Origin of the sequence: Bacillus sp. R86525 (assembly GCF_042466195.1) — a bacterium.
In the GTDB taxonomy this organism is placed as follows: domain Bacteria; phylum Bacillota; class Bacilli; order Bacillales; family Bacillaceae_G; genus Bacillus_A; species Bacillus_A nitratireducens.
The window spans coordinates 5245789-5260608 of the sequence record NZ_JAXHPX010000007.1; the positions used below are offsets into that span (position 1 = coordinate 5245789).

Annotated in this window: 9 protein-coding genes, 9 tRNA genes, 1 rRNA gene and 3 pseudogenes; 3 read left to right on the forward strand and 19 right to left on the reverse strand. The window is 36.9% G+C overall.

Annotated elements, in window-relative coordinates; translation table 11 throughout:
• The first annotated feature begins 77 nt into the window (after positions 1-77).
• The 3 genes and pseudogenes from SJY24_RS29570 (at position 78) to SJY24_RS29580 (ending at position 2646) form a co-directional block, all read left to right on the forward strand.
• Complete coding sequence (locus SJY24_RS29570; RefSeq protein WP_377867179.1) at positions 78-1379, forward strand: DUF5068 domain-containing protein; 1302 nt, start codon at positions 78-80, stop codon at positions 1377-1379.
• 152 nt (positions 1380-1531) lie between these two features.
• A pseudogene (locus SJY24_RS29575) lies at positions 1532-1888 on the forward strand (anti sigma factor C-terminal domain-containing protein); the annotation flags it as partial.
• Between the two features lie 251 nt (positions 1889-2139).
• Entirely contained in the window at positions 2140-2646 is a 507-nt protein-coding gene (locus SJY24_RS29580; protein ID WP_377867180.1) for a DoxX family membrane protein, read from the forward strand.
• A 181-nt stretch (positions 2647-2827) separates the two neighbouring features.
• Here the strand turns inward: SJY24_RS29580 and SJY24_RS29585 are convergent, their stop codons facing one another.
• The 19 genes and pseudogenes from SJY24_RS29585 to rrf all read right to left on the reverse strand — a co-directional run bounded on the left by SJY24_RS29585 (position 2828) and on the right by rrf (position 14761).
• The gene (locus SJY24_RS29585; RefSeq protein ID WP_377867181.1) at positions 2828-4792 is read right to left on the reverse strand and encodes a S9 family peptidase; all 1965 of its coding nucleotides are present in this window, start codon (positions 4790-4792) and stop codon (positions 2828-2830) included.
• A 78-nt stretch (positions 4793-4870) separates the two neighbouring features.
• Positions 4871-5099, reverse strand: a pseudogene (locus SJY24_RS29590) (hypothetical protein); the annotation flags it as partial.
• Positions 5100-5210: 111 nt separating this feature from the next.
• Positions 5211-7013, reverse strand: coding sequence for a glutamine--fructose-6-phosphate transaminase (isomerizing) (glmS, locus tag SJY24_RS29595; protein WP_377867182.1), 1803 nt, complete (start codon positions 7011-7013; stop codon positions 5211-5213).
• Positions 7014-7025: 12 nt separating this feature from the next.
• A pseudogene (locus SJY24_RS29600) lies at positions 7026-7210 on the reverse strand (hypothetical protein).
• Between the two features lie 285 nt (positions 7211-7495).
• Positions 7496-8842, reverse strand: coding sequence for a phosphoglucosamine mutase (gene glmM / locus SJY24_RS29605; protein WP_002151225.1), 1347 nt, complete (start codon positions 8840-8842; stop codon positions 7496-7498).
• Entirely contained in the window at positions 8835-10322 is a 1488-nt protein-coding gene (locus SJY24_RS29610; RefSeq protein WP_377867183.1) for a CdaR family protein, read from the reverse strand. The genes glmM and SJY24_RS29610 overlap by 8 nt, the downstream gene beginning before the upstream one ends.
• Positions 10315-11136 (reverse strand): diadenylate cyclase CdaA, encoded by an 822-nt coding sequence (gene cdaA, locus SJY24_RS29615; RefSeq protein ID WP_001115704.1) that lies wholly within the window; start codon positions 11134-11136, stop codon positions 10315-10317. Before cdaA ends, SJY24_RS29610 begins: the two co-directional genes overlap by 8 nt.
• Before the next feature lie 252 nt (positions 11137-11388).
• Positions 11389-12282 carry an arginase gene (gene rocF / locus SJY24_RS29620; RefSeq protein WP_000711584.1) on the reverse strand — a complete coding sequence of 298 codons (894 nt, stop codon included), beginning with the start codon at positions 12280-12282 and terminating at the stop codon, positions 11389-11391.
• Positions 12283-12550: 268 nt separating this feature from the next.
• A complete protein-coding gene (locus tag SJY24_RS29625; RefSeq protein WP_377867184.1) occupies positions 12551-13696 on the reverse strand; it encodes a glycerate kinase in 1146 nt (381 codons plus the stop codon).
• Between the two features lie 127 nt (positions 13697-13823).
• Positions 13824-13896: transfer RNA gene (locus SJY24_RS29630), tRNA-Ala, on the reverse strand.
• 10 nt (positions 13897-13906) lie between these two features.
• A tRNA-Gly gene (locus SJY24_RS29635) sits at positions 13907-13978 on the reverse strand.
• A gap of 5 nt (positions 13979-13983) precedes the next feature.
• A tRNA-Lys gene (locus SJY24_RS29640) sits at positions 13984-14059 on the reverse strand.
• A 5-nt stretch (positions 14060-14064) separates the two neighbouring features.
• Positions 14065-14139, reverse strand: a tRNA-Gln gene (locus SJY24_RS29645).
• 65 nt (positions 14140-14204) lie between these two features.
• Positions 14205-14288 (reverse strand) — tRNA-Tyr (locus SJY24_RS29650).
• A 16-nt stretch (positions 14289-14304) separates the two neighbouring features.
• Positions 14305-14380, reverse strand: a tRNA-Val gene (locus SJY24_RS29655).
• Between the two features lie 5 nt (positions 14381-14385).
• Positions 14386-14460 (reverse strand) — tRNA-Glu (locus SJY24_RS29660).
• 24 nt (positions 14461-14484) lie between these two features.
• Positions 14485-14557 (reverse strand) — tRNA-Thr (locus tag SJY24_RS29665).
• 4 nt (positions 14558-14561) lie between these two features.
• Positions 14562-14636 (reverse strand) — tRNA-Asn (locus tag SJY24_RS29670).
• A 9-nt stretch (positions 14637-14645) separates the two neighbouring features.
• Positions 14646-14761: ribosomal RNA gene (gene rrf / locus SJY24_RS29675) — 5S ribosomal RNA — on the reverse strand.
• Positions 14762-14820 lie beyond the last annotated feature (59 nt).

Sequence of the window (14820 nt, forward strand, 5' to 3'; positions counted from 1 at the left end):
TGTGGGGCTACTGTGAGAGTTGTAAACGGTCTGATTATACAGACTCAACTAGTTTTAAACAAATAGGGGGAAGAAATGTGTCAAAAAAATTACTTTCTTTATTTTCTACAGTAATCGTAGCAGCTTTTGTAATAACTGGCTGCGGTCAAAGTGATACGACAAATAAAGAACAAAAAGAAAATGCAACAAAAGAAAGCAAAACAGAAAAAACGGATACAACGAAAGAAAATAAACCTGTTGAAAAAAAATCCGAAGATAAAAAAACTGAAGAGAAAAAGCCTGAAAATACAGCTACTAGCTCAAGCGATTACTCTAAGCTGATTTCCTATATGGAAAAAGAAACAGGTGGTAAAACAAAAGTTCTTTTTGAAAATAAGGAATCACAAGTGTATAAAGCTGAAGATGTTTCAGTCTCAATGAACAGTTATACGTTAGTTGAATTAAATGGATTCCATACAAACTTCGACATTCCATTTAACCGTCAAACAGAGGGCGGAGTTATTCTTGTGAACTATAGCGTAAAAAATAGTTCAGCTAAAGATATTTATTATATGCCAGCATTGGACATGTCATTTACTGGTGCGCAGAAAGTATATAGTAACTATAAAGATTTAATTCCAAAAGAAGATCAGCTACCAACTAAGCTTGCTCCGACGAATGATTACTTAGTAAAAGCAGGAGAAACTATTTCTGGTTATATCGCGTATCCATTCGGAAAAGATGATTTAGCGAAAATTTCAAGTCTCTCAACAGTCTCAGTCTCAGTCCCAACTGCACAAGCTAATAAAGGAAAATTTGATGCTCCAATCGGAAGCCCTGGAAACTTTTCATTAAGTTTAAACAAACAAGGCGCTGAAAAGGTTGCAACAGATAACACTTTCTACCACGATAAAGCTACAGCTAATAACATGGGCGATAAAAAAATGTTAAAAGAGAAATCAAGTATTAATAACAGCCAAGAATTAGGCGCTGTTAATGTTACATTGGATGGATACCAATTTACTCAATTCACACCAAATTCCGTCGAAGCTCCACGCTTTGCAAATTTTAAAAACGGTCTTGTTCTGTTAACAGTAAAATTCAAGCTTGATAACAAAGATGCTCAAGACGTTTCACTATCTCCTATAAGCTCTACATTAAGAGTGAATGATGGTACACAATATACGATTAATGAAGGTATGCTATTAAATTACGACTATAATGCTTCAGTCAAAACAGGAACATCTGGAGAGTTACTACAAGTATATATTTTAGATCAAGAGCAGTATGAAAAGATTTGGAAAGACAAAAGCTTTGAGATTGAGTTAGGACCTATGAGAAATAAAGAAGCTAAAGATATTTCACAAGGTAAAAAAGCTAAATTTACATTACCTAAATAAATTACTAAATATATAATAGAAAAGGCATATAACATATGATTGTTATATGCCTTTTCTATTTTTATAAAGAACAAAACTTTTATTTAAGTGTATACATTTATCATTACCTATTCGTTGTATAAGTGTAGGGAGGACAAATGATGGGAAAAGAGAAAATTCCAGACAACTTAAACATTGTATGGCTATATATGACATCACCAATTGGAGATGAAAGTAAGGGGCCTGCTGGTATGCCCGTTTACGGATTTAATCCAGAAAAATCCCCTGAAGAAGCGTACAAAGGGTTCGTTGATTCACTTAAACAATATGATGATGATGGACATAACGAAGATATTCAGAAGTTTTTAAAATCAAACAAAAACAAACCATTCGATCAAGTGAAAATTTTAGGTGTTATGCTAACCGGGAAAACAGAAAACTTTAAGGCGTTAGAAAACCAAGACTTTGTTCGTGGTGCTTCTGTAGGAGTTACTGCGCAAGTAGCTCCTTATATAAAACCAGAGAAATAATAAGGAAAAGATAAGATAAACTAATAGTAAATAGTTAAAAGAACGTTTATTAATCTATTTATTATAAGAGTTATCTATTTTAGTGGAAAGCTCCCATCCCTCATTTATTGTTCATCCTCCAAAAAATAAATTTCCAAACACTTTATGTACAAATGAAAAATCATAATTTTTGTTCACATTATATCCATTGTGAATTTATTCACAATGGATATATAATAAACATGTAAATACAATACATTGGAGGGATTTCAATGGTTATCAATTTTTTAAGAACTGATAAACGCGCTACTTTCATATTATTATTTTTACGACTTTACATAGGATATGCATGGCTTGCTGCTGGAATAGGAAAAGTTTTTGGACAATCTTTTGACGCAAGTGGTTTTCTAAAAGGAGCTATCGCTCAAGCATCAGGTGACCACCCTGCAGTACAAGGTTGGTGGGCAGATTTCCTTCAACATTTTGTTCTTCCAAACGCAGACCTATTTAGCTTTTTAGTTCAATGGGGAGAAATTTTAGTAGGACTAGGTTTGATTTTAGGTGGATTAACAAAAACAGCTGCATTTTTCGGCATCATAATGAACCTTTCATTTTTATTAAGCGGAACTGTTAGTGTAAACCCAAACCTACTTATTTTAACTATGTTCATTTTAGTTGCAGGACAGAATACTGGACGTATTGGCTTAGATGGTTATGTTTTCCCAAAACTTTTCAAAAAAAATAACCATGAAGCATATAAATTAAGTAAAACTGCATAAGAACAGTTCATCTTTTAAATATAAATAAGGAAAGAGCCTACATTCAGGCTCTTTTCTCATTTACACCAAAATATTTCACAGTTTTCCTTATCCGAAATATTAAACTCAATTATATATAACTGGATAAATGTGTACGACTTTATTTCAAGCACCTAAAAAGCTTAAAGACTAAAACAAGCCATTATAAAACCCTAAAACCTTCCATACTTTCTCCAAGAATATAGTGTGAAAACCACATCAAATTCTGCTTCATAATAGCCACATGAATTCCTGGCTGGTCAGAACTATATGCCATTCCTTTAAATATAATTAATTCTGTATCAACTTCCATATCCCTTAATCCTTCATATAGCTCATATGCATTTGTAATTGGAATTCTCGCATCCTTTTCTCCATGTTGAATTAAGGTAGGTGTACATGCTGATTTAATATATGTCATTGGCGATGTTTTCCTATATATCTCTGGATCATTCCATGGAGTATTTCCTAAATGCATTCTAATAAAGTAAGGGATATCTGTATTTACATAATGAGTACCCCAGTTAGTAATTCCACCTCCAACTGAAATAGCTTTAAATCTACTACTAAATGTAGAACAGAAAGCTGATATATATCCCCCGTTACTCCATCCCATAACCCCTACTCTATCTTTATCTGCAATCCCTTTTTCAACTAGTTTATCCACTCCAGATATAACATCATCGTAGTCAGCAATTCCCTGTTTTCTATAGTTTGCTTTTAAGAATTCATTACCATAACCAGAACTTCCCCTATAGTTTGGTTCTAAAACTATAAAGCCTTTTTCGATAAACTGCTCAATAGGATATTTTTCATTAAAGCAGTCTGAAAATATTGGGAAGGATGCCCAAGCCGGACCACCATGGATTACTACTAATAAGGGATGTTTTTTACTTGCATCAAACTCTACTGGAGTTGATAAAACACCTTCTATTTCAAGACCATCGCTACTTTGCCATGAGATGATTTCCCTGTTACTTTTAAGTTTCCCTTTGAAAAAGCTATTTTCATCCGTTATTTTCTTATCGTCTAAATAGATTTCAAAGATTTCATTTGTTATAGCCTTATTGTAGGATATATGTTTTCCATCCTTTGTTATAGAGGCATCCATTATAAAGCTATCTACGTTTTCACTTAACATTTCTACAGTGCCATCCTCACATAGCAACCCAATAAGATAATTCGTTTTATCCTGCCATCTAATTAAAATTCCTTTAGCTGTCCACTGTACTGGCATAACCGTACTATCAAAATCTAGTAAAGGTCGAATTAGCTCTCCATTATTCATATCATAGATTTCTAATGTACTGTCTTGTATATGAGTCTTATAGTACTCCTTCTCCCTTATGCTTGCCGAGTAACATATTTTGCTGCCTTCAGGAGAAAAGCAAACGCTCCCTCCCAACAACTTATCTGTATTCATCTTTTGTAGCTCTCCAGCTTTAATATCTAATATGTATAGATCTCCATTCATATAATCTTCCATATTTGAGCTTGGTGTAGCCATAAATACAGCCTTTTTCCCATCATTTGAAATATCAAATTCATGGATATGAAAATCCTTCCCATCAGTTAGTTGATAAGCAACTCTGTTCTCGTGTTCATATGTATCACTTTGTATTACTTTTTCTATTTCAATGTAATATAAACAATTATTTTGATGTTCCTTACCTAAATGTTGAAAATCTCCATATAGGTCCTTACGTTTCTTTATCGCCTCACATTCTTTTGACTGCGTAACATAATAAAGACCCTTGCCAGTAGGCTCCCATTTGAATGTACTGACCCCTTCTTTCTCATCAGTAATTTGAACCCCATCATAACCATCTAGTGACTTAACAAAGATTTGATTTTTCCCATCACCAACTGGACTAAGATATGCGATACACCTAGCATCTGGAGACCATAATGGATGTATACTATCTATATCTCCAGTTGTTAATGGGTAACTCTGCTCCTTATCTTTTTCATATATCCATATATGATTCCTATATGTATTGTCTTTCCAGTTAGCTGTCTTCTTAACAAATGCTACGTTTTTGCCATCATCACTTATGTTTGTACTTGATAAAGCTGGTAATGAAATAATCTCTTCTATACTTAAATATGTTTTTTCTTTAACCTTCATTAATAAACCCCCTTGTAATGTCTAGTAATCTAATTTGTTCAATAAAGTGAAACTTTAATCAGTGGTTTTTTTCCATCAACGAATATCCGAAATGACAACAGAAAATTCAGTTAAATAAAAGTAGTTCCGTCCCAAATCCGATAAAAACTCATGTTGTCTGGCGGTTTTTATACTTTTTAAATCCTACTGACCAATCTAATGAGGGATCGTCTTGAATTTCAAGACAAGGCTGATAATCTCTCCCACTGCCAGTTCCTTTCCTCTCTTTAATCCACTTATCGATATTAGATGTTCTTTTTTTCGACACAAAAATGCCCCTTTAGATAATCATATCCAAAGGGGCAAAGCTTCACAACTTTTTTATAAACGTCGTGACTTTATTTTAAATTTACCATAATCTAGTTACTCTACCAATCTCCTACTCAACAGTAACAGACTTAGCTAAGTTACGTGGCTTATCAACGTCACACTCGCGGTGAAGTGCTGCGTAGTATGAGATAAGTTGGAATGGAATAACTGCTACTAGCGGTGCTAGTGCTTCGTGTACAGCTGGTAATACGAAGCTGTCACCTTCCATTTCTAAGCCTTTCATTGAGATGATACATGGGTTAGCTCCGCGTGCTACTACTTCTTTCACGTTACCACGAATTCCAAGGTTTACGTGCTCTTGTGTAGCAAGTGCGATAACTGGTGTACCGTTTTCGATTAAGGCAATTGTACCGTGTTTTAATTCTCCTCCAGCAAATCCTTCTGCTTGGATGTAAGAGATTTCTTTTAGTTTTAACGCACCTTCTAAACCTACGAAGAAGTCTACGCTACGTCCGATGAAGAAGCAGTTACGCGTTGTTGCTAAAAATTGTTTTGCTAATGCGTCCATCTCTTCTTTTTGATCACAAAGTACTACCATTGCATTTGCTACAAGTCCTAATTCGTGAGTTAAATCGAAATCAAGAACCTCACCTTTTGCTTGTGCAATGTCAGCCGCTAAGATTGAAAGTACTGCAAGCTGTGCCGTGTAAGCTTTCGTTGATGCAACTGCAATTTCTGGTCCCGCATATAACGGAAGTGTATAATCAGCTTCACGAGAAAGCGTAGAACCAGGTACATTTGTAATCGTTAATGCTTTATGACCCATTTCATTTGTTTGCACAAGTACTGCACGGCTATCAGCTGTTTCACCACTTTGTGAAATGTAAATGAAGAATGGTCTTTCTGTTAATAATGGCATGTTGTAAGAGAATTCACTTGCTACATGTACTTCAACTGGTACTTTCGCAAATTTCTCAATGAATTGCTTTCCAACAAGACCTGCATGATAACTTGTTCCACATGCAATGATGTAAATGCGATCGCTATCTAAAATTGCATTACGGATATCTTGATCTAATTCAATTTCGCCATTTTCATCTTGGTACTTTTGAATAATATTACGGATTACAAGTGGTTGCTCGTCGATTTCTTTTAGCATGAAATGAGGATACGTTCCTTTTTCAATATCACTTGCGTCTAATTCCGCTGTAAACGGTGCACGTTCAATCGTTTCACCTTGTAAGTTTTTAATTGTAATGCTTTCTTTCGTTACGATTACCATTTCTTTATCCATTAACTCGATAAATTGATCTGTAACTTGTAACATCGCCATAGCATCGCTTGCAATAACATTAAAGTTATCACCAGCACCTACTAATAGCGGGCTTTTGTTTTTAGCAACATAAATCATGTTTGGATTTTCAGCATCAAGTAATCCGATTGCATAAGAGCCATGTAAAAGAGATAGCGTATTACGGAACGCTTCTTCTACACTTAGTCCTGTGCTCACTTGTTGTTCCATAAGCTGTACGATAACTTCTGTATCTGTCTCACTTACGAACGTTACATCTTGTAAATATTCCTTTTTCACTAACTCATAGTTTTCAATTACTCCGTTATGAACTAGTGTAAAACGTTTTGATGTACTTTGATGCGGATGCGCGTTTACTTTGCTTGGAACACCGTGTGTAGCCCAGCGTGTGTGACCGATTCCCACGCTTGCTGCTACATTCTCTTCTACGACTTCGCGAAGTTTTGCAATACGGCCTTTTTCTTTGTATACAATAACACCGTTCTCTGCTTGTACTGCAATACCTGCTGAATCATATCCGCGATATTCTAGCTTTTCTAAACCTTTTAATAAAATTTCCTTTGCATCTTGCTCTCCAATAAATCCTACGATTCCACACATGTTTAGTCGCCGTTACAAATGCTTACACTGCTTTGCGAACATGTAACGACATAGTCCGATACCATTTAGTTATATTAAAAAAACGGATTACATATTGCTAGCCCTGTAAGCTTGTAACGGCTTTCACCTTCCTCTCGATTGGGTTAAAGTCCGTATATACTTATACAGCTAGTATTCATCCGTTCCTTTTCTCTCATCACACTTTCACCTTTGTCCACTAAGTCACCTTAATGTTTTAAGTAAAAGATTGCGGTTGTGATGAACAACCGGGAGTCATCCGCCGAAATCTCGATAAACTCCACCTCGTCAACTACACTACTTGTAGTTCTGGCGCTTTTATAATTTACAATATTTCCTTTGAGAAAAAGAACAAGACCATCGTATAACAAACAATATAAATCGTCAATGAAATTTTTTTCATTGTCTATAAAACATATGAAAAAGGAGCACTTTTTGTGCTCCTTTTAAATAAAATCGGCGAATTATTCAACGCCAACTTCAGCTTTCACAACTTCTACAATACGATGTACATACCCATCACAAATTTCTTGTGTCGGTGCTTCTGCCATTACACGAATAAGTGGTTCTGTTCCAGATGGACGAACAAGAATACGACCGTCTCCGTTCATCTCTTCCTCTACAACACGAATAATTTCTTTAATTTTCTCGTTTTCTAATGCTAGTTTTTTATCTGTTACACGAACGTTTACTAGTAATTGTGGGAATTTTGTCATCTCGCCTGCAAGCTCAGATAATGGCTTTTTCGTCATTTTCATGATGTTTACAAGTTGAAGTGCACTTAACATTCCATCACCAGTTGTAATGTAATCAAGTAAGATAATGTGACCTGATTGTTCTCCGCCCAGGTTATATCCACCACGTTTCATTTCTTCCATTACGTAGCGGTCACCAACTGCTGTTTTATCACTTGTAATATTGTTTGCTTCAAGTGCTTTGTAGAAGCCTAAGTTACTCATAACTGTTGAAACAACTGTATTATGTTTCAATTGACCAGTTTCTTTCATATACTTCGCACAAATAAACATAATTTGATCGCCATCAACGATGTTTCCTTTTTCATCTACCGCGATTAAACGGTCGCCATCACCATCAAAAGCAAGTCCGATATCAGCACCTTTTTCTTTTACTAATTCAGCTAAGACTTCTGGATGTGTAGATCCTACGCCTTCGTTAATATTCATACCGTTTGGAGAAGTTCCCATCGTTGAAATATCAGCTTCTAAGTCTGCAAATAAGTATGGAGCTAAAGAAGAAGTCGCACCGTGTGCGCAATCTAAAGCAATATGTAAACCAGAGAAATCTTCCTCTACAGTTTGTTTAATGTATTGTAAATACTTTTGTCCACCTTCAAAGTAATCACTCACTTGGCCAAGGTTAGTACCTGTTGGACGTGGTAACTCGTCAACTTCTTTGTCTAATAATGCTTCAATTTCAGCTTCTTGCTCATCTGTTAATTTGAAACCATCTGAACCGAAGAACTTAATTCCATTATCTTGTACTGGATTATGAGATGCAGAAATCATAACACCCGCTTGTGCATCTAAAGCTTTTGTTAAATAAGCCACACCTGGTGTAGAAATAACACCAAGACGCATTACTTCTGCTCCAGTTGATAATAGACCTGCTACTAAAGCTCCTTCTAACATATGTCCAGATACACGTGTATCACGGCCAATAATTACTTTTGGACGATCTGTATCTTTTGTTAATACATAGCCGCCAAAACGTCCAATTTTGAATGCTAATTCAGGTGTTAATTCCTTATTTGCAACCCCGCGTACTCCGTCTGTACCAAAATATTTACCCATTATTATTCGCTCCTTTTTCGTGCTCTTTTTGATTATCTACTGTTGGTTCTTGGCTCGTTTCTTGGCCATTTTCTTTATCTTTATCTTTTTCTTTGTCTTTATCTTTTTCCTGATCCTTTTCTGGATCAGGTTCAGGATTTTTTGGTTTTTCAGTCTGATTTTCTTTATTGTTTGTTGAATTTGGTTGTTCAATATTACCCTGTACTTCTTTATCCTGCTTTTCTTTCTTCACAATTGTGACTTTAGCACTTTTTTGTTTTGGTTCTATTGAAATATTACCAGGACCGCTCACTTGAATAGAAACATCCTTGGTCCCCGGAGGTACATTTTGCAGATTAATCGCAGCTGTTATTTGAGCAGCTGTTATTTTATCTACTATACTTGCTTCTCCTGAAATATCAACGCTTATCTTTCCATCTTGTGGCGAAAGTAGCTGCGCAGTAACATCATTCGGAATTCCACTTTTTTGAATTGGGATACCATCAATAGTTTTACTTTTCGTTTGTTTTACCTTTTGTACCCCTACGGAAACCTTCACTTGATTTGGTTTTGCACTTGTTACACCTTTTGGCAATAAAACAGAGGCATCGAATGTTGTAGAATCCGTCAATTGACTAAGATCTACCTCGACCCCCTCTATAGATTGTATATTATCCAAAATGTCTTTTGGACCTGCTATCGTTACTTCTTTTGGTTCAACACTAATATTTGTAACAGCTAAACCTTCTGGTAAATTCCCTTTTTTCGAATATGTTAAAGGCACTGTTTTTTCGACGTTATTTGCTGTAGCTTGCGTCACCACATTCAACGTTACACTAATTTTAGATGGACTTGTTCTTACATTTAAACGTTTTCCTTCTTTATTGTATAATGTAACTTCGGGTGTTTTTGTAACAGTTTTATTAACACCTTTCAAATCAATATACGCCTTAGCAGATGAAATACTTTCTATTTCTTCTTTCGTCCCAACTACCTCAACAGTATCAGGTTTAATGTTTGATTTTTCAAGAGTAGCACCCGCTGGCATCTGATCTTCATTTGATAATTTCAAGTCTACATGAACATACTTTTTCGCTTTTTCATGCAGAGTGACTTTGATTGTTGCTGGTTGGACTGTTCCTTTCACATCATCTGGAAGCCCATTCGCTTTTAAAGAAACTTCATAAGTTCCTTTTGGACTATCTCGCAAATCAACTGATATATCAAATTGTTTTTTTGCTTTTGCTGTAGCAACTGCTGATTTTGGACCTTCCAACTTCACCTTGACTCCACCTGATGGAATACCACTTACAATATATTTCTCTTCATCATACTTAAGGGTAATAGGATAATCAGTTAATGTTTCTTTCGTTTCATTTACGAAAGGTAATATACTCGATGTCGTATTTTTTTCAGTTAAAGTTGCTGACATGAAAAGCATACACGCCAATAGTAATGAGATTCCTTTTAAAAACCAATGATTCTCCATTAACTTATCCATGACGCTTTCTCCTCCAATTCCATAAAGACGAAGAAGTCGTTTTTTCGTTCCCACTAAATTCTGCTAACAACATATCCTTCAGCTGCTCTGTCTTCAAATCACGATGTAACTCACCGTTTTTCGTTAAAGAAATTTGACCCGTTTCTTCCGACACAACTACTGTAATACTATCAGTAACTTCACTAACTCCCATTGCAGCGCGATGCCTTGTTCCTAACTCCTTAGAAATAAACGGACTTTCTGATAGCGGAAGATAACATGCTGCTGCTTTAATTGTACTTCCCTGCATAATTACTGCTCCATCATGAAGAGGCGTATTAGGGATAAAAATATTAATGAGTAATTCTGATGACACATTTGCGTTCAGCGGAATACCCGTTTCCACATAGTCACCCATCCCAGTCTCTTTTGACAACGTAATTAATGCACCTATTCTTCGTTTTCCCATATATTCCGTAGCTTTCGCTATCGCTGTTGCAACAATTTCAGGTTCATCTTCCTCGTGAGTTCCCACACGCGAAAACAGGCTACCTCGTCCTAGCTGCTCAAGTGCTCTTCGCAATTCTGGCTGGAAGATAATAATAACAGCTAAGAATCCCCACGTTAATACTTGTTCCGTTAGCCAATATAGCGTATGCAATTCAAGTAAAATACTGATCATCCGGACGACAATAATAACTGTAATACCTTTTAAAAGTTGAACAGCCTTCGTGCCCCGGATTATAAGAATTAGCTTATATATAATAAACCATACAACAGCAATATCTAATGCCGTACTAAGATATTTCAAAATGGTCGTATCTTCAAAAGGCATGCTAACCCTTCCTCCTACTTACGAGCAATTCTATCCATATATTGAAATATTGTTTTATGCTCTATCTGTATGTATTTCCAACAACTAGTTAATTATACCATACATGAAACAAACGACAATTACAAACGCCCCGCCCCCTTTAGCCTAAATTGGTAAGATGTCAAACTTTCTTACCATACAGTATAATATAAGTCATTATTATACGCCTATTTTCCAATAAAAAAAGCAACTTCACAGTTGCTTTTCTTACATTTATTTCAGTTTTTCACCGAATAAAGAACCCATTAAAGCAACCGCTGTTGTTGCTGTTCTGTTTCTCTCATCTAAAATTGTATTTACTTCAACAAACTCAGCAGATGTAACAATATCAGCTTCTGCTAACATCTCCATCGCTAAGTGGCTTTCACGATAAGATAGACCACCAATTACAGGTGTTCCAACTCCTGGTGCGTCATGAGGATCAAGCCCATCTAGATCTAATGATAAATGAACGCCATCCGTATGAGATAAATACGCAATTGTTTCTTCCATAACAGCCGTCATACCCATACGATCGATTTCATGCATTGAGAATACTTTAATGCCTTCATCGCGAATAAAGTCTTTTTCTCCTTCATCCAATGCACGTGCACCGATAATTACAACGTTCTCTTTCTTCACCTTTGGATATGCTTCATATAAGTCTACAAGCGTCGGATGTCCATAGCCTAAACTTGCAGCAAGTGACATACCGTGAATATTTCCAGATGGTGAAGTCTCTTCTGTATTTAAATCACCATGTGCATCATACCAAATAACACCTAAATTTTTATAATGTTTCGCTACACCAGCTAGCGTACCGATAGCAATACTATGGTCACCGCCTAATACAAGTGGAAAACGACCTTCTTCTATAATATGATCAACCTTACTAGCTAATTCATTACATACAGTTGCAACTTGTGTAAGGTTTCTTAATTTTGTATTTTCATCTACTTCTTTTTCTCTCTCAATACATATATCTCCCAAATCTTTAACGTCATATCCAATTTGTTCAATTCTTTCAATTACCCCTGCATAACGGATCGCGCTTGGTCCCATATCAACCCCGCGACGCATCTGTCCTAAATCCATTGGAACTCCAATAACTGAGATTTCTTTTTTCATAGATAGTATCCCCCTTTTATGCCTTCCTAAATATTTTAAATCTTTTATATAGTCTGACTCAACTCGACATTTTTCTGCATGGATATACAATATATTCACTTGTACTCTCCTTAAAACCTAAATTTTAAGCCTATTCTATGTATAAAGTTAACTTAATGAAACAACTGACCTTTCTATCAGCTAATATTTTTATAAGCACTTTTCTCCATCATCACTCAGGATTATGCAAAATATCATCAAATAAATGAATTAAAAAACACTTCTACATTTAGAAGCGTTTTTCTGATGCTAGTTTCCACACTACTGCAATATTTCTTGCTGTCATTTCGATATTCTCTTCTGCCCTTTTATATGCTTCTTCTAATGTCATTGGACCCGCTGTAATACTAAACACTGCATCAATCCCCTTTTCGTAAACAGCCGTATAATTCGAGGATACAGATCCACCAATAGCAATTACAGGAATATGACGACATTTCGCCCGCTTCGCGACACCAACAGGAGCTTTTCCATACGCTGTTTGTTCATCTATTCTTCCCTCACCAGTTACAATCAGGTCGGCACCCTCTATACACTTATCAAAATTTGTATAATCTAATACAATTTCAATTCCTTTTCTTAACTGCCCCTTTAGAACTGCAACGACAGCTGCTCCCATTCCTCCAGCTGCCCCCGCCCCTGGCATTTCAGATACATCTAAAGACACATGTTGTTTAAGTATAGTAGCATAATGTTTTAAATTCTCATCTAGCTCTTTCATCATCTCTACATTTGCACCCTTTTGTCTCGCAAATACAAAAGATGCCCCGCTAGCTCCAACTAAAGGATTATCTACATCACACGCCGCTTCTAACTTTAGATCCTTTAGACGTGAATCAATCCTAGAAAGGTCAACAGTAGTAATCAAATGTAATGTCCCTCCAGAGGGGTCTATTACTTCACCTTTCCTGTTTATAAACCTTGCGCCTAAAGCAGATAGCATACCAGCTCCACCATCATTTGTAGCACTTCCTCCAAGTCCTAAAATAATGTGTTTCACTCCTTGATCTAATGCATGTAATATAAGTTCACCTGTCCCTTTTGTTGTTGTAATAAGTGGGTTTCTCTTTTCAATTGGAACGTGTTGTAATCCTGATGCTGCTGACATTTCAATAAATGCTGTCTCCTTATCCTTAGACATACCATAAAAGGCTTGCACGCTCTCTCCAAGCGGCCCTGTCACATTAAGTGATATAATTTCCCCCATTGTAGCACCAACAAGAGATTCGACCGTTCCTTCACCTCCATCTCCAATTGGTACTTTAACGTACTCTGCTTTAGGAAAAACTGCTGCAAAACCTCTTTCAATAGCTTCACATACCTCCATAGCTTTCAAACTTTCTTTATATGAATCAGATGCAATGACAACTTTCATAATTATCCCCCGTTCCTTATTTACACCTTTTCTTCATTTTAAACGACAAATATGAAAGTTGCCTTTCCCAATAAAATTTAAACACAAAAAAGCTTACATCAAATGATGTAAGCTTTTCCTATTTATATGGAGCCTAGCGGGATCGAACCGCTGACCTCCTGCGTGCAAGGCAGGCGCTCTCCCAGCTGAGCTAAGGCCCCGTAGTAATAAAGCGGAAGACGGGATTCGAACCCGCGACCCCAACCTTGGCAAGGTTGTATTCTACCACTGAACTACTTCCGCGAAAATGGTGAGCCATGAAGGATTCGAACCTTCGACCCTCTGATTAAAAGTCAGATGCTCTACCAACTGAGCTAATGGCTCGTAAATGGCTGGGCTAGCTGGATTCGAACCAGCGCATGACGGAGTCAAAGTCCGTTGCCTTACCGCTTGGCTATAGCCCATTAATATTTACTAGTATGGTTATCTTCTCAAAAAAATAAACCCTTTCAGGTTATTTTAAAGAAAATGGTGGAGGGGGGCAGATTCGAACTGCCGAACCCGAAGGAGCGGATTTACAGTCCGCCGCGTTTAGCCACTTCGCTACCCCTCCGACATTTAAATATATATGGTGGAGGATGACGGGATCGAACCGCCGACCCCCTGCTTGTAAGGCAGGTGCTCTCCCAGCTGAGCTAATCCTCCAAAAGTGGTGACCCGTACGGGATTCGAACCCGTGTTACCGCCGTGAAAGGGCGGTGTCTTAACCACTTGACCAACGGGCCAAAAAAAAATCAAAACTTTTCTCAAGCTTCCAACCGGGCTTGAACCGGTGACCTCTTCCTTACCATGGAAGTACTCTACCAGCTGAGCTATGGAAGCATAATGGCTCCGCAGGTAGGAATCGAACCTACGACCGATCGGTTAACAGCCGATAGCTCTACCGCTGAGCTACTGCGGAATAATACAAGCCTGGCAACGTCCTACTCTCACAGGGACAAGGTCCCAACTACCATCGGCGCTAGAGAGCTTAACTTCCGTGTTCGGTATGGGAACGGGTGTGACCTCTCTGCCATCATTACCAGACTTTTATCATTATACACATTCTTTTCAGAATGTCAAGAAGAAATCTAAACATATATTCC